The sequence below is a fragment of the Bradyrhizobium sp. RP6 genome (assembly GCF_003837805.1).
Taxonomy (GTDB): Bacteria; Pseudomonadota; Alphaproteobacteria; order Rhizobiales; family Xanthobacteraceae; genus Bradyrhizobium.
In genome coordinates, this window is sequence record NZ_RQIT01000010.1 from 80,859 (window position 1) to 98,563 (window position 17,705).

15 protein-coding genes are annotated in these 17,705 nt (G+C 65.6%); 11 read left to right on the forward strand and 4 right to left on the reverse strand.

Annotated elements, in window-relative coordinates:
* The first annotated feature begins 87 nt into the window (after positions 1–87).
* Positions 88–1,074, forward strand: coding sequence for a TAXI family TRAP transporter solute-binding subunit (locus tag EHH60_RS19705; RefSeq protein WP_124161103.1), 987 nt, complete (start codon positions 88–90; stop codon positions 1,072–1,074).
* 70 nt (positions 1,075–1,144) lie between these two features.
* Here EHH60_RS19705 and EHH60_RS19710 read toward each other — a convergent pair whose 3' ends face one another.
* Together EHH60_RS19710 and EHH60_RS19715 are read right to left on the reverse strand one after the other, a co-directional pair.
* Entirely contained in the window at positions 1,145–2,359 is a 1,215-nt protein-coding gene (locus EHH60_RS19710) for an ABC transporter substrate-binding protein (protein WP_124161104.1), read from the reverse strand.
* A 100-nt stretch (positions 2,360–2,459) separates the two neighbouring features.
* The gene (locus EHH60_RS19715; protein WP_124161105.1) at positions 2,460–3,353 is read right to left on the reverse strand and encodes a substrate-binding domain-containing protein; all 894 of its coding nucleotides are present in this window, start codon (positions 3,351–3,353) and stop codon (positions 2,460–2,462) included.
* 286 nt (positions 3,354–3,639) lie between these two features.
* Between EHH60_RS19715 and EHH60_RS19720 the strand changes: the two genes are divergently transcribed.
* The 4 genes from EHH60_RS19720 (at position 3,640) to EHH60_RS19735 (ending at position 8,067) form a co-directional block, all read left to right on the forward strand.
* A complete protein-coding gene (locus tag EHH60_RS19720) occupies positions 3,640–4,467 on the forward strand; it encodes an ABC transporter substrate-binding protein (protein ID WP_124161106.1) in 828 nt (275 codons plus the stop codon).
* A gap of 54 nt (positions 4,468–4,521) precedes the next feature.
* Positions 4,522–5,628 carry a molybdopterin-binding protein gene (locus tag EHH60_RS19725; protein WP_124161107.1) on the forward strand — a complete coding sequence of 369 codons (1,107 nt, stop codon included), beginning with the start codon at positions 4,522–4,524 and terminating at the stop codon, positions 5,626–5,628.
* Positions 5,629–5,641: 13 nt separating this feature from the next.
* Complete coding sequence (locus tag EHH60_RS19730) at positions 5,642–7,591, forward strand: molybdopterin biosynthesis protein (protein WP_199751626.1); 1,950 nt, start codon at positions 5,642–5,644, stop codon at positions 7,589–7,591.
* Positions 7,592–7,767: 176 nt separating this feature from the next.
* Complete coding sequence (locus EHH60_RS19735; RefSeq protein WP_124161109.1) at positions 7,768–8,067, forward strand: hypothetical protein; 300 nt, start codon at positions 7,768–7,770, stop codon at positions 8,065–8,067.
* Between the two features lie 5 nt (positions 8,068–8,072).
* Here EHH60_RS19735 and mobA read toward each other — a convergent pair whose 3' ends face one another.
* Both mobA and EHH60_RS19745 read right to left on the reverse strand, forming a co-directional pair.
* Positions 8,073–8,765, reverse strand: coding sequence for a molybdenum cofactor guanylyltransferase MobA (mobA, locus tag EHH60_RS19740; RefSeq protein WP_245454532.1), 693 nt, complete (start codon positions 8,763–8,765; stop codon positions 8,073–8,075).
* On the reverse strand, positions 8,710–9,600 hold the full coding sequence (locus EHH60_RS19745) for a formate dehydrogenase accessory sulfurtransferase FdhD (RefSeq protein ID WP_124161110.1): 891 nt from the start codon (positions 9,598–9,600) through the stop codon (positions 8,710–8,712). The genes mobA and EHH60_RS19745 overlap by 56 nt, the downstream gene beginning before the upstream one ends.
* Before the next feature lie 209 nt (positions 9,601–9,809).
* Here EHH60_RS19745 and mobB point away from each other — a divergent pair, with 209 nt between their 5' ends.
* From mobB to EHH60_RS19775, 6 genes are all read left to right on the forward strand, one after another.
* Entirely contained in the window at positions 9,810–10,337 is a 528-nt protein-coding gene (mobB, locus tag EHH60_RS19750) for a molybdopterin-guanine dinucleotide biosynthesis protein B (protein ID WP_124161111.1), read from the forward strand.
* A 9-nt stretch (positions 10,338–10,346) separates the two neighbouring features.
* Entirely contained in the window at positions 10,347–11,603 is a 1,257-nt protein-coding gene (locus EHH60_RS19755) for a molybdopterin molybdotransferase MoeA (RefSeq protein ID WP_124161112.1), read from the forward strand.
* 46 nt (positions 11,604–11,649) lie between these two features.
* On the forward strand, positions 11,650–11,883 hold the full coding sequence (locus EHH60_RS19760) for a sulfurtransferase TusA family protein (protein WP_061024365.1): 234 nt from the start codon (positions 11,650–11,652) through the stop codon (positions 11,881–11,883).
* Positions 11,884–12,023: 140 nt separating this feature from the next.
* Entirely contained in the window at positions 12,024–13,457 is a 1,434-nt protein-coding gene (locus EHH60_RS19765; RefSeq protein ID WP_124161113.1) for a sigma-54-dependent transcriptional regulator, read from the forward strand.
* Positions 13,450–15,474, forward strand: a complete 2,025-nt coding sequence (locus tag EHH60_RS19770) for a sensor histidine kinase (protein ID WP_124161114.1) — start codon at positions 13,450–13,452, stop codon at positions 15,472–15,474. The genes EHH60_RS19765 and EHH60_RS19770 overlap by 8 nt, the downstream gene beginning before the upstream one ends.
* Positions 15,475–15,814: 340 nt before the next feature.
* Positions 15,815–17,467, forward strand: a complete 1,653-nt coding sequence (locus tag EHH60_RS19775) for an OFA family MFS transporter (RefSeq protein WP_124161115.1) — start codon at positions 15,815–15,817, stop codon at positions 17,465–17,467.
* The last annotated feature ends 238 nt before the right edge of the window (positions 17,468–17,705 follow it).

Consider the following 17,705-nt stretch of genomic DNA (forward strand, 5'->3'; position numbering starts at 1 on the left):
TTGTCGTTGGCTGCATGCTTTCACAAAATCGGGTCGCTGCCTATATCGTCGCAAGTCGGTGTTGACGCAGGTCCGCCAGGAGCGACCATGAGATTCGCGATGACCCTTCTCGGTGCGGCGCTGCTCGCAAGCCCCGCTGCCGCCCAGACCGGAGGCACGGCCATTCCGACCACGACGACCAGCCAGACGATCAGCCAGACAATCAGCCTCGGCACCGCGACGCCCGGCGGCGGCTTTCCGCTCTATGGCAACGCCTTCGCGGAGGTGATGAACGCGGCCGATCCGCAAGTCTCCATCGTCCCGCGCAACACCAGGGGCAGCAACGAGAACATCCCGCTGCTCGAGAAAGGCGAACTCGATCTCGCGCTGGTCGCGGGCGAGCCGGCCTATGAGGCCTTCGCCGGCATCGGCCGCGCGCCGGTGCGATTGAAGATTCTGACCGCGATCTATTCCAACCCCGGCCTATTCGTGGTGCGTGCGGACAGTCCCTACAGGACGATCCGCGATCTCGTCGGCCAGCCGGTTGCCTTCGGGGCGAGAGGCTCGGGCCTGCCGATCCTGGCGCGCTATGTGCTGGACGGGCTCGGCCTGAAGCAGGACGAGGACTTCAAGGCTGTTTATCTCGACCGCGCCGGCGACGGCCCGGCGATGGTCGAGGACGGCCGCGTCGCCGCGCTGTGGGGCGCCGGCATCGGCTGGCCCGGCTTTGCCGCGGTGGCATCGAGCCCGGCAGGCGCGCGCTTCATCGCGCCCAGTGCCGAAGAGGTCACGCGCATCCGCGCCAGGCATGCGTTCCTGAAGCCGCTCACCGTGCCGGCCGGCTCCTACCCGAAGCAGACGGAGCCGATCGCCTCGCTCGGCTCCTGGAGCTTTGTCCTCACGCGCGAGGACCTGCCTGATGATGTCGCCTACCGCCTCGCGAAGACGCTGCACGGCGCAGAAGTGACGTTCTGCAAGAGGCTCGCACAGGCCTGCGAGACCACGGCCGCAAACACGGTCGCGGCGGCACCGAAGATGGAGCTGATCCATCCGGGCGTGATGAAATACTTTCGCGAGATCGCCGTGGTGAAATAGCGAGTGGCGAGTTGCGAATAGCGAATGGAGGCGTCCCCATTCGCTACTCCCCATTCGCCACTCGCCACCATCATTTCTTCACCAGCGCACAGGCCGGGTCTGGTGGCCCGAACGCCTTGTCGCCGGAGATGGTGGTGAGGATCTTGTAATAGTCCCACGGATATTTGCTCTCCTCCGGCGTCTTCACCTGCACCAGCCAGAGGTCGTGCACCATCAGATTGTCCTCGCGCAGTTTGCCGTTGCGGGCGAAGAAATCCTCGATCGGCTTCTCGCGCATCTTGGCGGCCACCTTGAGCGGATCGTCGGTGCCGGTCTCCTTGATGGCGTTGAGATAGTGCATCACGCTGGAATAGACGCCGGCCTGCCACATCGACGGCATCTTGTTCAACTTGGCGAAATAGCGCTTCGACCATTCGCGGGTCTTGTCGTCCATGTCCCAGTAGAACGAGGTAGTCAGGAGCAGGCCTTGCGCCGCCTGCAGGCCGAGGCCGTGGATGTCGGTGATCAGCGCGAGCAGCGCCGCCATCTGCTGGCCGCCCTTGAACACGCCGAATTCCGAGCCGGTCTTGATCTCGTTCATGTTGTTGGGGGGACCGGCGGCAATGCCGATGATCTTGGCCTTGGAGGCCTGGGCCTGCAGCACGAAGGAGGAGAGGTCGGGGGTTGCCAGCGGCGGCCGCACCGAGCCCAGCACCTTGCCGCCATTGGCGGTGACGACGGCGGACGCATCGCGCTCCAGCGAATGGCCGAAGGCGTAGTCGTCGGTGATGAAGAACCAGCTGTCGCCGCCGCGCTTGACCACCGCATCCGCGGTGCCGACCGCGAGCGCGCGAGTGTCGAACACCCATTGGATCGCGTAAGGCGAGCAGAACTTGCCGTGGAAATCCGCGGTGCCCGTGGAATGCGTGATGAACAGCCGCTTCTTCTCGTTGGCGACGTTCTGCACCGCGAGGCCGACGGCGGAGACCGGCACGTCGACGATCAGATCGACCTGGTCGACGTCGTACCAGCGCCGCGCGATCGTGCCGCCGATATCGGCCTTGAGCTGGTGGTCGCCGATCACGATGCTGATCGGCTTGCCGAGCACGGTGCCGCCGAAATCGTCGATCGCCATCTGCGCCGCCGTCACCGAGCCCTGGCCGGTCGGCGCGGAGGCGGGGCCGTTCATGTCGGTGAGCACGCCGATCTTGACGACGTCGTCGGACACCTGTGCCGACGCCGTGCCCGACAGCAAGGCCGCCGTCATGGCGGCCGCGACCGGCAGACCAAATCTGGTTGGATTCACGTTTGTCCTCCCCTGAGCCGGCTCGTTGGCCGGTGTTGCGTCCGGGTACGGCCCGGCTGAATTGGTTTCTTTTGCAACTATTCGGGGGCGGGCGTCAACGTCAGGCCGCGAAGCGGATCAGTCCTGCAGGCGAGGGATCGTAGCCGGTCAGCTCGTCGGCGCGCTGGCGCAGCCGCCGCTCGTTCAGGAAGCGGAGCACGGTCTGCATGGCAGGGCGGAAATAGCTGCGTTGCCGCATCGCGAGGTCGAGGTTCTCCCAGACCAGCGGCACGAAATCGAGACCGGCCGAGCGCGCCGCCGCGCGGGTCGCGATGCCGCAATCGGCCTGGCCGGCGCGGACCAGTTCGGCAAGATCCGGGCCGGTCAGGGCCGCCGTTTCGATGCGGTGCAAATCGCGCGTCGAGGCGCCCGCGCGCTTCAGGAGCACGTCGAGCAGCATCTGCGCGCCCGTGCCCTGTTGCCGCATCGCCATCCGGGCGCCGAGTGCGAGCACATCGGTCAGGCTGTGCAGCCGCTTGGGATTGCCGTGTGGCAGCACCAGCCCTTCTTCACGGCGCACGAACGCGACCAGCACGGCGTCATGCAGGTCCGGCGCGGCCCGCAGGACTTCGATACTGGCGTCGCTGGCGAGACTGTCGGAGGGGTTCAAGGCGTGGAAGTGCACCGCCGCGGCCATCACCTCGTTGCGCTGCAGGCGCTCGAGCCCGCGCGCGCTGCCCTCGCTCATCGATCCCAGGCCAGAGCCGGATTCGCGCAGGCTCCAATCCAACAGTTCGTCCTGGCTGCCGCCGACGACTGGCGGCGGCTCCGCGATCAACATGCCGGCCGGACGCGCCAGTCCCGACAGGACCCAGAGGTCGAGTTCGTGCCGCGGGAAGAGCCATTTCCCCGTCACCTTGGTGCAGGGGATCGAACCGGTGGTGACGAGTTCGTAAAGCTTGCGCTCGCCGAGCCGAAGATAGTCGGCGGCTTCGCTGGTCGTCAGGAATTCCATCCTGCATTCCTATGCAAATTATTGCTTCTTTTTGACGCCCGACGCAGGTGGAATTCTGCATTTCAGATTTTTTGTCGGCGGGAACCATGCCCGATCATCTCGCTGCTTTGCAATACATCCCGCACGCGCGATTTCTGCTTTGGTGAATGATCCTGAATCAATCGCTCGCGCGGTGCGCTCGGCGGCCTTGCCGAAATTTCCCGATCATGCCGCGCGAAAACGCGTCACGAGTGCGGCGCAATCGCTCATCATCATGATCGAGTCATAGCTGAGGGGAACCCCGATCATGGGCCGCCTGTCCGTTGTATTTGCGCTTCTCTGCGGGCTTGCCGCGGGCGTTGCGGCGTCGTCCGCGGAGGACCGCGGCATCGTCCTCGCCACGACCACGGCGACGCAGGAGTCCGGCCTGCTCGATTATCTGCTGCCGATCTTCCGCGACAAGGCCGGCATCGAGGTCACCGTGATCGCGCGGCGCGCCGACGAAGTGCTCGACGGGGCGCGACGGGGCGAGGTCGACGTCGTGCTGATGCATGCGCGGGCCCAGGAGGAGAAGTTCGTCGCCGATGGTCTCGGCGTGAAGCGCTACGACGTGATGTACAACGATTATGTGCTGATAGGGCCGAAGAGCGACCCCGCGGGCGTGAAGGGCAAGGACATCGCAACGGCGCTGAAGGCGATCGAAGCCAAGGGCGCGCCGTTCGTGACGCGCGGCGATCGGTCGGGGACCCACGCCGCGGAACTCGCGCTCTGGATCGTGGCCGGCATCGACATCGCTGGCGCCAAGGGACCCTGGTATCGCGAGGCCGGGCAGGGCATGGCCTCGGCGCTTCACGCGGCGCGCGCCGCGAATGCCTATGTGCTGTCGGACCGCGGCAGCTGGATCGCCTTCAAGGATCGCGGCGATCTCGACATCGTCGTCGAAGGCGACAGGCGGCTGCTCAACCAGTACGGCGTGATGCTGGTCAACCCTGCGAAGTTCCCGAACGTGAAGAAAGACCTCGGGCAGACCTTCATCGACTGGCTGACATCGCCGGAGGGGCAGACGGCGATCGCCGGCTACAAGGTCGACGGGCAGCAGCTGTTCTTCCCCAACTCGGACAGGTCGGGCGGTTGAGGCGCGCATCACCGGCGGTTGCCAAACCGGGCGATGCATGGTCCATCATGGCGCATGACCCAGCGCCTGCCGCCATCGCTGACGCCGCTCGACACCGCCCTCGCCGCGTTACTGCGAGGCGTTGATCCCGTCGCGCCGGTGCAGGTGCCGTGCGCAGAATCGATCGGCTGCATCGCGGCGGGCCCTCCGCAGCTTGCCGCCTATCCTTCGCGCGACATTGCCGCGGCGGACGGCTGGGCGCTATGCGCCAACGATCTCGTCGGCGCATCCTCATACTCGCCGCTGCCTTTGACAAGCGTGCCGGTGTGGGTCGAGGCCGGCGAAGCGATGCCGGCGGGATCCGACTGTGTGCTCGATGCCGATGCCGTGGAGGTGTCGGGACCGCTCGCGCAGGTGCTGGCGGAGGGCGTGCCCGGACAGGGCGTCCGGCGCGCCGGCAGCGACATCGCGGAAGGTGCGCCTGCCGGCGCCGAGGGCTATCCGGTCGGTGCGGCTGATCTCTTGATCGCGCGCGTTGCCGGTCTGGAGAAGCTCGGCGTGCGGCGGCCCCGGCTGCACGTTGTCAATGTGCCGGGCGCAACGGCAACGATGCATTTCATCGCCGGGCTCGCGCGGGCGGCGGGACTCGACGTGGAAGCGCGTCAAGCTCGGGCACGCGACGAAGCATCGATTGCCGATGTGCTCGATGCGCCCTCTTGCGATCTCCTGCTGACGATCGGCGGCAGCGCGGTGGGCCGCCAGGACGCTGCCATCACGGCCCTGGCCCGGCGCGGTACGGTGCTGGCGCACGGCCTTGCGTTGCAGCCCGGACGCACCGCCGCCATCGGACGGCTCGGACAGGTTCCCGTCGTCGCCTTGCCCGGCTCGCCCGATCATGCGCTTGCGGTGTGGCTCGCGCTCGTGCTGCCGCTGGTCGATCGTCTGTCGGCGCGCCGGCCGCGCCGACGGGTGACCTTGCCGCTTGCGCGAAAAATCGCATCCGGCGTCGGAATCGCCGAGATCGCCTTGCTGGCCGGGGAACCTCGCGCCTGGATGCCGCTTGCCGTGGGCGAATGGCCGCTTCAGGCCATAACCCGTGCGGACGCGTGGCTGCTCATTCCCGCCAGTCACGAGGGATATGCGGCAGGTACGCCGGTCGATGCCCATCTGATGCGGGAATGATATGGGTCCCGGCATGACGATGATCCCGAAATCACCAGACCGCAGCGCGCTCGAGCAGGAGCAGTTTCTCAAGATCCTCTCGCGCGAGGAAGCCCTGGCGCGCTTCGAGGCGGCCTTGTTTCCGCGCGTGCTTCCGAGCGAAACGCGTAAGCTCGCGGCTTCACTCGGTGCCGCGCTCGCAGAAGACGTCACCGCACCGATTGACGTGCCGCCATTCGACCGCTCCAATGTTGACGGTTTTGCGGTGCGCTCCTCAGATCTCGCGGCGGCCGGCGAGGGCGCGCCCGTGCGCCTCGCGCTGAATGGCGAGACGATTCATTGTGGCACCGCGCCGACGCTGCAGGTGGCGGCCGCGACCGCGACGCCGATTGCCACCGGCGCTCCGCTGCCGCGCGGCGCCGATGCCGTGGTCATGGTCGAGCACACCCAGCCGGCAGCCCTCGATGCGATCGACGTCCGTCGCGCCGTCTCGCCGGGGCAATTCGTCTCGTACGCCGGATCCGATATCGCGCGCGGCGAGGCGCTGCTACGCGCCGGCACTCTCATCGGCTCGCGCGAGATCGGCATGCTGGCGGCTTGCGGCATTGCCGAGGTGAGTGTCGTGCGCAAGCCGCGGGTTGCCGTGATCTCCACCGGCGACGAACTGGTCCAGCCCGGCGAGCCGCTCGCGCCTGCCGAAATCTACGATACGAACGGCGCCATCGTCGCGGCCGCGGTCGACGAGAATGGCGGCGAGGCCGTCTTCCTCGGTGCAATTCCCGACGATGAAGCCAGGCTCGAAGCGGCCATGCGCCGCGTGCTTGCGGACTCCGACATGCTTGTTTTGTCGGGCGGTACGTCGAAAGGCGCGGGCGATCTCTCCCATCGCATCATCGGCCGACTCGGCGCACCCGGCATCATTGCGCATGGCGTTGCGCTCAAGCCCGGCAAGCCGCTGTGCCTTGCGGTGTGCGATGGCAAGCCGGTGGTGATCCTGCCGGGCTTTCCGACCTCGGCGATGTTCACCTTCCACGACATGATCGTGCCGGTGCTGCGCAAGATGGCCGGCCTGCCGCCGCGCTCCGACGCCAAGGTCAACGCGACCGTGCCGGTGCGCATCGCCTCCGAGCTCGGTCGCACCGAATTCGTCATGGTCTCGCTGGTCGAGGGCAAGGGTCGCCTGATCGCCTATCCCTCCGGCAAGGGGTCTGGCGCGATCACGTCATTTGCGCAGGCCGATGGCTTTCTGCGCATCGATGCGCTGGCGGATCAGATGCCGGCCGGGGCTGAAGCCGAGGTGACGCTGTTCACGCCGCATGTGCGCGTGCCCGATCTCGTTATCGTCGGCAGCCATTGCACCGGCCTCGATCTCGTTACTGCACCGCTCGCGCATGCCGGCCTGACGGTGCGCTCAATCGCGGTCGGCAGCCTCGGCGGGCTTGCGGCGGCTAGGCGCGGCGAATGCGACCTCGCGCCGATCCACCTGTTCGACGATCGAAGCGAGACCTACAACACACCTTATCTCGTCGAAGGACTCGAGCTCGTCGCCGGCTGGCGGCGGATGCAGGGCATCGTCTTCCGCAAGGGCGACGAACGTTTCGAGGGTCTGAGCGCAGAGGACGCTGTTGCTGCCGCGCTCGCTGACTCCACCTGCATCATGGTCAACCGCAACCAGGGCGCCGGCACACGTATCCTGATCGACCGGCTGCTCGGCGGCGTGCGGCCGGAGGGCTACTGGAACCAGCCACGTTCGCACAATGCGGTTGCGGCGGCCGTCGCCCAGCATCGCGCCGACTGGGGCATGACCATCGCGCCGGTCGCCCATGCAGTCGGCCTCGGCTTTATTCCACTGGCGGAAGAGCATTATGACTTCGCACTGGTGACCGCACGCAAAGACCGGCCTGCCGTGCGGGCCTTTCTCGATGCACTCGGCTCGGGCGAGGCGCGCGCGGCGCTGGAGCGGGCCGGATTCCGGCCCGCATAGCGCGTTGCTGGAGGCCTCGCGCGCCAAGATCCGGCTGGAAGAAAGGACCACACGAGAGGGTTTATGGTTATGGGCTTGGTCGGTGCCGCTGGCGGTCTCAGCGGCGCGCTCCCGTCCGGTTCAAGGGGCATGAACTCTGACGGCCGCCGCTGCGACCAAGGGACGTGAGCCAGATCATGACCGCGTCAACAGCCGCAAATTTTCGCAAGATTGCTGCACTCGTCGCAGCGGCCGGCACGCTGTTCTGGCTCTACACCTTCTACTTCATCGCTCATGTCCCGCCCGGGGACGGCAGCGGCTTTCAATGGCTCGCGGTGTTTCCGCTGGGTATGATCTTCGTGCTGTTCTTCCTGCCGGCCTGGCTGCTGGTTGCGATCGGACGCTTGCCACGGTTCACCATTGTCGTCGGCCTCTGCGGCCTCATCGCGTTCGCGATCATCTGGGCGCAGCTGCTCAACGAGTTTCCGAAATCTTGAAGCTGCTAGAATGCCTCATCCAGCGCCGCCAGCCGCTCGGCCTCGGAGATGTCCTCGGCCGTGTTGGCGTTGAAGAACGGATCGAGCGGCTCTGCCGGCCACGTCACAGTTGCGAGCGGATAACGTGCGGTCCAGCGGTCGATCTTGCGGAGGTCCTCGACGACCAGCGCGTGGCGCAGCTCGTCGCGCAAGGCGACGCGCCACAGGCCGATCACCGGATGCGACTGCTGGCCTGACGCGGCGACCGCAAGCTGCGCATGCTCACGCGCGCGTGCGTCATGCAGCCGTGCGACGAGATCGCGCGGCAGGAACGGGCAGTCGCCGGCGGCGCTGAGCACCCATTCGATTTGCGGCCGGTTCGTCGCGGCCCAGTCGAGCGCAGCGAGGATGCCGGCGAGGGGGCCGGGAAAGCCGGGCACGTCGTCGGCGACGACCTGCAGTCCGAACGCAGCAAAGCGGGCGGGATCGCCGTTCGCGTTGAGGATCAGCCCGCTGCACTGGGGCGAAAGGCGCGCGATCACGCGCTCCAGGATGGTGCGCCCGCCAATGGTGCGCATCGGCTTGTCGCCGCCGCCCATGCGCCGTGCGAGGCCGCCGGCGAGCAGCACGCCAAGAGTCGACGGAACGCTCGTTGCCGGAATCCTAGTCGTCACCACCTTCACCCTTGCGCTTGTGCTTGGCCGACTCCTCCTCGACATAAGCAAGGTTCTGGTCGTAGACGATGCGCTCCCCGCCCGCGAGCGCAATGAAGCGCTTTCCGCGGGTGCGTCCCACCAGCGTCAGCCCGACCTGCCTTGCGAGATCGACGCCCCAGGCGGTGAAGCCGGAGCGCGACACCAGAATCGGAATGCCCATGCGGACGGTCTTGATCACCATCTCCGAGGTGAGACGTCCGGTGGTGTAGAGGATCTTGTCGCCAGGTTCGACGCCGTGGCGGTACATCCAGCCCGCGATCTTGTCGACGGCGTTGTGGCGACCGACGTCCTCGGTGTAGCAGAGCGGGGTGCCTTCCTTGCACAACACGCAGCCATGGATCGCGCCGGCTTCGAGATAGAGCGAGGGCATGGTATTGATGGTCTGCGTCAGCTGGTAGAGCCAGGAGGTGCGCAGCTCGGCCTTCGGCAGCGCGACGCTCTCGACCGCCTCCAGCAGATCACCAAAGGCGGTGCCTTGCGCGCAGCCCGAGGTCTGCGTGCGCTTCTTCAGCTTGGCCTCGAAATTGGTGTGATGTGAGGTGCGCACGACGACCACCTGGAGGTCGTCGTCGTACTCGACCTCGGTGACCACGTCGTTATATTTCAGCATGTTTTGGTTCAGGAGATAGCCGAGCGCCAGATATTCGGGGTAATCGCCGATCGTCATCATGGTGACGATCTCCTGGGCATTCAGGTAGAGCGTCAGTGGCCGCTCCATCGGGACCTTGATCTCTACCCTGGCGCCGGTCTGGTCGGTCCCGATCACGCTCTGGGTCAGGCGCGGGTCGTCGGGGTTCGGGATGATCAGGGGCACCGGGGCTTTGTCGATCTTCATCATGGCGGCGAGGTTAGCATGACATTCGGGTCAAGCCGATATAAGCATGGTTGGGAATGGGCAAAATGCCTCCGCTCGTCATTGCGAGCGCAGCGAAGCAATCCAGCATCTTTCCGCGGCGGCAGTCTGGATTGCTTCGCTGCGCTCGCAATGACGGGGGGAGGGGCCGGAGGTTCCATCGGCCAGCGAGCCGTTGGCGGAGATCGAAGGGCATGAAAGTCATCGGCCTTGCAGGATGGAGCGGTGCGGGAAAGACCACGCTGTTGACGCGGTTGATCCCGCATTTCAACGCGCAGGGCCTGCGCGTCTCCGTCATCAAGCATGCGCATCACCAGTTCGACGTCGACGTGCCCGGCAAGGATTCCTGGCGCCATCGCGAGGCTGGTGCGGCGGAGGTGCTGGTGGCCTCGTCGAATCGCTGGGCCTTGATGCATGAATTGCGCGGCGCGGCGGAGCCGCGGCTGCCGGAATTATTGAGCAAGCTCTCCGCGGTCGATCTCGTCGTGGTCGAGGGCTTCAAGCGGGAGCCGCATCGCAAGATCGAGGTGCACCGCGCCGGCAATGGCAAGCCGTTGCTGTTTCCCGACGATCCCGGAATTGCCGGTATCGCGACCGATGCGGCGGTTGAAACCCGGCTGCCGACCGTCCATCTCGATGATATCCCCGCCGTAGCCGCGTTGCTGCTCCGGGCGGCGATGCCGGTCGAGGAAGCGGTGGCGAGAAGCACCGCCATACGCTGACGAGGCACCATGGCGCAACTATCGGACGATTGCTTTGCCTTTGGCGGCCCGATGATGTCGGTCGACGAGGCCGTTCGCCTCATCACGACGCGCGTCAACGCGATTGTCGATCTCGAAACCGTGGCGCTGGTCGATGCCGACGGGCGCGTGCTCGCGCACGATGTGGCCGCACCTTTGCCGCTGCCGCCGTTCACCAACTCTGCCGTCGACGGCTACGCCCTGCGCAACGCCGACCTTCCGGACAGCGCCGAACGGGCGTTTCCGCTCGACGGTCGCATCCAGGCCGGCGGTCTTGTGCAAGCGCCGATCAAGCCCGGTCACACCGCGCGCATCTTCACAGGCGCGCCGATGCCGCCGGATGCGGAGACCGTCTTCATGCAGGAGGACGTCCGCATCGATGATTCCGGCAGGATCGTGCTGCCGCCGGGGCTGAAGCCTGGAGCCAATGTCCGTCCCGCAGGCGAGGACATTCCGAAGGGGCACGTCGCGCTCCGCGCCGGCCAGCGCTTGCGACCGCAGCATGTCGCCCTTGCTGCCGCGTTCGGCCTGACAAGGCTCGACGTCGTCAGGCGCATCCGTGTCGCCGTGTTCTCGACCGGCGACGAATTGGCCTCGCCGGGCGAGCCGCGCGGCGCCTCGCAGCTGTTCGATTCCAACCGTTTCATGCTGATGGCGATGCTGCGGCGGCTCGGCTGCGAGGTCAGCGACCTCGGCATTCTGCGCGACGAGCGGACGTCGCTTGCGAGCGGCCTGAAGCAGGTCGCAGGTGACCATGATTTGATCCTCACCACCGGCGGCGTCTCGACCGGAGAGGAGGATCACGTCAAGGCGGCGGTGGAGAGCATCGGCTCGCTGGTGCTGTGGCGGATGGCGATCAAGCCCGGCCGTCCCGTGGCGATGGGCATCATCGACGGCACGCCGCTGATCGGATTGCCCGGCAATCCCGTCGCGAGCTTCGTGACGTTCGTCCATGTGGTGCGACCGACGGTCTTGGCGCTCGCGGGTGGCTTGCCGGAGCCGCTGACGCCCATCCCGCTGCGGGCGGCGTTCACTTACAAGAAGAAGGCAGGCCGGCGCGAATATGTGCGGGCCTCGCTGCGGCGCGCGCAGGACGGCGGGCTCGAGGCGATCAAGTTTCCGCGCGAAGGGGCCGGACTGTTGTCCTCGCTGGTCGAGACCGACGGCCTCGTCGAACTCGGCGAGGACATCACCAATGTCGAGCCGGGGCAGGTCGTCGGTTTCGTGTCCTACGCCGATCTGCTCTAGGCGCCTTTGCGTTGACGCGATCGATCGGTCCCGCCATGTTGCAGCCATGACCAGAACCATGCTCGATCTCACCGGACTGAAATGCCCGCTGCCCGCCCTGAAGACGCGCAAGGCGCTCAAGCCTTTGCAGCCGGGTGATCAGCTCGAGGTTCATTGCACCGATCCGTTGTCGGTGATTGACATTCCGAACCTGATCCGCGAGACCGGCGACAAGGTCGAGATCACCGAGCGCAACGAGGCGCGCATCGTGTTCCTGGTCGAAAAGAGCGGCGCCCCGTAGAAGGGCGAATGTTCACGGCGGCGACGCTTGACTATGCTGCGGCCTGCGGGGAAACGGCCGGTGTTTCGCTGCAATGCGAAAGACCGATTATTGCGGTGGATGATCTCAAACCTAAGACTCTCAAACCTAAGACATCGGGCATGACTTTCTCAACATCGAGGGCAAGCGCAGCCGCAAGTCCCGCGGTGGGACGCGAGCCTGTCGTCAAGCCCGGCAAGACGGCTGCAGGGCCGGAGTTCAGCGCGCTGGCGCAGGCCTCCATCCTGATCGTCGACGACGAGCCGGGCATGCGCAATTTCCTTGTGCGCACGCTTGCGCCGCGCTGCAAGCTGGTGGACGAGGCGGCCGATACCGACCAGGCCTCGCGCAAGCTCGATTCCAACCGCTACGACGTCGTCATTCTCGACAACATCATGCCCGGCAAGAACGGCGTCGACTGGCTCGCCGAGCAGCGCGCCGTCGGCTTTTTCGCGGACGCGATCCTCATCACCGCTTATGCCGACCTCGACACCGCGATCCAGGCCCTGCGCGCCGGTGCGGCCGATTTCGTGCTCAAGCCGTTCCGCTCCAACCAGATCCTCAACGCGGTGGCACGATGCCTCGACCGCGTCCGCCTCCAGCGCGAGAATTTTGTCCTGCGCTACGCTCTGCGTGCCTCGTCCGACCGCACCTTTCTGCGCGACAATCTGATCGGACAGTCGACAGCGACGCTGCGCGTGCGTGAGACCATCGCGCGCGTCGCACGCCTGCCGACCTCGGTTCTCCTCACCGGTGAATCCGGCACCGGCAAGGAAGTGGCAGCGCGCTCGATCCACTCGCTGTCCGACCGCGCCGACAAGCCCTTCGTGCCCGTGAATTGCGCGGCGATCCCGCCCGAAATGATCGAGGCCGAGCTGTTCGGACACATCAAAGGTGCCTTTACCGGCGCCGATTCGGGCCGCGAGGGCCTGTTCCTGTATGCGCATGGCGGCACACTGTTCCTCGACGAGATCGGGGAGCTGCCGCTGCCGATGCAGAGCAAGCTGCTCCGCGTGCTCGAAGATCGCCGCGTCCGTCCGGTTGGCTCCGAGCGTGAAGTTCCGGTCGACCTGCGCTTCATCTTCGCGACCAATGCCGAGCTTCAGCAGGAGGTCGAAAAGGGCCGCTTCCGCGCCGATCTGTTCTACCGGCTCAATGTGATGCAGATCCGCCTGCCGCTCCTGAAGGATCGCGGCGATGACGTGCAGGAGCTCGCCACCATCTTCATGAGCAAGCTGTCGGTGCAGCTCGGCATGCCGCCGGTGCCGATCGACGCCTCGGTGCGGGCGGCGCTCGCAAGCTATGACTGGCCGGGCAATGTGCGCGAGCTGCGCAATCTGATCGAGCGCACGCTGATCCTCGGCGCCTTCCCCGACGATTTCGCGGGTCCCCGCAATAACGGTCAGTCGGCGCCTGCCGACAGTCTCGCAGAACTCGAGCGCCGTCACATTCTCGGCGTGCTGAAGGAGGTCAATGGCAATCGCGAGGAGGCGGCCCGGCGCCTCGGTATCTCGCGCAAGACCATCGACCGCAAATGCGCGTTGTGGGATGTCTGATGCGGCCGGCCGCACCGGCGAGCCCGTGCGGGGACGCTCCGTCCGATTCCGGTTGCTCGCGATCGCGCTGCTGCCGATGTTGGTCATCCTGCCGCTCCTGCTCGGTGTTGCGATCTATCGGTGGAACGCGAAATTCGATGCGGCCCTGATCTCCAAGGTGAACGGCGATCTCACCATCGCCCACCAATATCTCGCCCGCATCCTGGAAAAGACCGGCGTTCAGATCCGGGCGCTCAGCCTGTCGGCTCGCTTCCACGAGGTGCTGGCGCCGGATGCCCGCGGCTCCCTGCAGGATCTGCTCGAGGAGACCCGCAAGGAAACCGGTCTCGATTTCCTGTATCTGATAAACGGTCGCGGCGACGTCCTGGCCTCGTCGCCGCCGTTGCAGCATCGACCGAGGAGTGACTGGCCGATCATCACATCGGCGCTGTCGGGCGAGGTCCCTGCGACCGGCGTCGACATTTTCGGCAATGACGAGCTCGCCGCCATCTCGCCGGCCCTGGCCGGGCGCGCGCGATTGGACCTCGTGCCGACTCCGAACGCGGTGCCGACCGACCGTAGCACGGAGACGCGCGGCATGGTCGTGCATGCGGCGAGTCGGGCGATGCTACCCGACGGTGGCGCCGCTGCGCTGGTCGGCGGCACCCTGCTCAACCAGAATCTCGAATTCATCGACACGATCAACGATCTCGTCTATCGCGCGGCGAGCCTGCCGGAGGGCAGCCAGGGCACCGCGACGCTGTTCCTGGACGACGTGCGGATATCGACCAATGTCCGCCTGTTCGAGGGACGGCGCGCGCTCGGCACGCGCGTGTCGGCGGCGGTGCGCTCGGCCGTGCTGGGCGAGGGGCGCACCTGGCTCGACAGCGCTTTCGTGGTCAATGACTGGTACATCTCCGCCTACGAACCGCTGGTCGACAGTTACGGCAAGCGGGTCGGCATGCTCTATGTCGGCTTTCTGGAGAAGCCGTTCAGCGAAGCCAAATACCAGACATTGGTGATCATCATCGCAGCGTTCATCACGATCACCGCCGCGACCGTACCGATCTTCCTGCGCTGGGCGACCTCCATCTTCATGCCGCTGGAGCGCGTCACGGCGACGATCACCGAGGTGGAGCGCGGCAACCTCTCCGCCCGCACCAAGATGCCGGTGCTGGGTGACGAGATCGGCCGCGTCGCGGTTCATCTCGACAGCCTGCTCGACCAGATCCAGGAACGCGACCGACAGCTCCGGGAATGGAATGAGGAACTGAATGTCCGCGTGCGGGAGCGCACCCGGGACCTCGAGCACGCCAATCTCAAGCTCGAGGCAACCACCAAGCAGCTCATCATGTCCGAGAAGCTGGCTGCGATCGGCGAGATCACCGCCGGCGTTGCGCACGAGATCAACAATCCGATCGCGGTGATGCAGGGCAATCTCGACGTCATCCGCAGCGTGTTCGGGGCCGATGCCGACAAGGCGAAGGTCGAGTTTCGCCTGCTCGACGAGCAGATTCACCGCATCAGCCAGATCGTGACCAAGCTGTTGCAGTTTGCAAGGCCGGAGGAATATGCCGGTTATGTCGAGCGACATGCGCCGGCCAGCGTCATTTCCGACTGTCTGCCGCTGGTGCAGCATCTTCTGAACAAGACCGAGATCGCCGTGGTCAGGGACGACCGCGCCAGCCGGCTGGTGCTAATGAACCGCAGCGAGCTGCAGCAGGTCCTGGTCAATCTCATCGTCAACGCGATTCACGCCATGCCGGACGGCGGAACCCTGACGCTCCGCTCCTTCGATGCCGAGCGCGACGGCCATCAAGGCGTCGCCATCGAGGTCTCGGACACCGGCATCGGCATGAGCACTGAGGTGATCGAGAAGATATTCGACCCCTTCTACACCACGAAACGACGGCAAGGCACGGGGCTCGGCCTCTCCATCAGCCAAACGCTGATCAAGCGCCAAGGCGGACAGATCACGGCCGAGAGCCGCGTCGGTTCTGGAAGCACATTCACGGTGTGGCTGCCGGAAGCGAGCTGATTGGACATTTTGTCCGAGGACCTCGGGACATTCTGTCCTCTGCAATATATTGCAATGCGGGAAGTCGTTGAATCATCATGGCGCGACGACTGGCACGCGCGTTGCTCATCTCAAGGCAGGGTGTTGAGGGGGAACGAGGGCGCGAAGCCGTCATGGCAACGCTGCTTGCGAGGCGAAGGGGCATCACTCGCGATGAGCTGCTTGTTCGGCGCACATGGCGCGATGCGCACCAGACCTTCCACTTCGACATGAAGTCCGACCTGTCATGCGCGGCCGCAAGGCACGCACGGCCGGTCTCAAACCGATGTGCCGGCAAGGCCGCGCTTGGGAGGGAATGCTTATGACGACTGCCGATACCGTTCTTGCACCGGTTGGTGCTTCCGGCTTGCTCGATCGTGAACGCACGATCGCGACGGCCGGTTTCAATCGCTGGCTGGTACCGCCGGCGGCGCTGTGCATCCATCTGTGCATCGGTATGGCCTACGGCTTCTCGGTGTTCTGGCTGCCGCTGTCGCGTGCGATCGGCATCACCGCGCCGAAGGCCTGTCCGGACATGACGCTGTGGCAGGAGCTGTTCACAACGAGCTGCGACTGGAAGGTCGCGAGCCTCGGGTGGATGTACACGCTGTTCTTTGTCCTGCTCGGCGTCTCCGCCGCGATCTGGGGTGGCTGGCTCGAGCGCGCCGGTCCGCGCAAGGCTGGCGTCGTCGCCGCCTGCTGCTGGGGCGGCGGGCTTCTGATCGGCGCCTTCGGCGTCTACGTCCACCAGCTCTGGATCATGTGGCTTGGCTGCGGCGTGATCGGCGGCGTCGGACTTGGGCTCGGCTACATCTCCCCGGTGTCGACCTTGATCAAATGGTTTCCGGACCGCCGCGGCATGGCGACCGGCATGGCCATCATGGGATTCGGCGGCGGTGCCATGATCGGAGCGCCCCTGGCCAATCTCTTGATCAACTACTTCAAGACGCCCAGCTCCGTCGGTGTCTGGGAGGCCTTCGTCACGATGGGGGTGGTTTATTTTGTCTTCATGATGATCGGCGCCTTCGCCTATCGCGTGACGCCGGCCGGCTGGAAGCCCGAGGGCTGGACGCCGCCGAGTGAGAAGAAGTCGATGATCACCGAGCACCACGTGCACCTCGACAACGCGCACAAGACGCCGCAATTCTGGCTGATCTGGTGGGTGCTCTGCCTGAACGTCTCCGCGGGTATCGGCGTGATCGGCATGGCCTCGCCCATGCTCCAGGAGATATTCGCGGGCAAGCTGATCGGGCATCCGGAGCTGACCTTCAGCCAACTTTCGGTTGAACAGAAAGCAGCGATCGCAGCAATCGCTGCGGGCTTCGCCGGTCTCTTGTCATTGTTCAACATCGGCGGCCGGTTCTTCTGGGCTTCGATGTCGGACCTCATGGGCCGCAAGAACACCTACTACACGTTCTTCGTCCTCGGCATCGTGCTTTACGCGCTGGCGCCGACCTTCGCGGCGATGGGCTCGAAGCTGCTGTTCGTGCTGGGCTTTGGCATCATTCTCTCGATGTATGGTGGCGGCTTCGCCACCGTGCCGGCCTATCTCGCCGACATGTTCGGCACCCAGTTCGTCGGCGCCATCCACGGCCGGCTGCTGACGGCATGGTCGACGGCGGGCATCATCGGCCCGGTCGTGGTGAACTACATCCGCGAGTTCCAGCTCGCGGCCGGCGTTCCCCGCGACCAGCTCTACAACACCACCATGTACATCCTCTGCGCGATGCTGGTCGCAGGCCTGATCTGCAACTATCTGATCAAGCCGGTCGATTCGAAGTGGCACATGAAGGACGCCGATGTCGCCAAGTTGCAGGCGGCGAGCGCCAGCGCTGCAGCCGCGGGGCCGCGTGGCTCCTACGGCATCGGCCTTGGCGGGCTCGACGCCAGGGCGGCGTTATTCTGGGCCTTCGTCGGTGTTCCCTTGGTCTGGGGCGTGTGGAAGACGCTGGAGAGTGCGGTCAAGATTTTCTGATCGCACCTTCATCGGGAGCGGGAGCGCACTATGCGCGCTCCCGCCGCAGCTTCGGAGCGGAAGCTCGATACGATTTCGCTATCGCAGCATGGGAAGCCTTTATTGATCTCCAAACCAATTCAGGCTTCGTTCTGTCAGTTGGCGCGTTGGACGAAGGCGAGACCGCGTCCGGGCAGCGATCCAGAGGTGCCCTTGGGCTGCGCGCTTAACTGCTTCCGTGAGAATGATAATTTTCTTG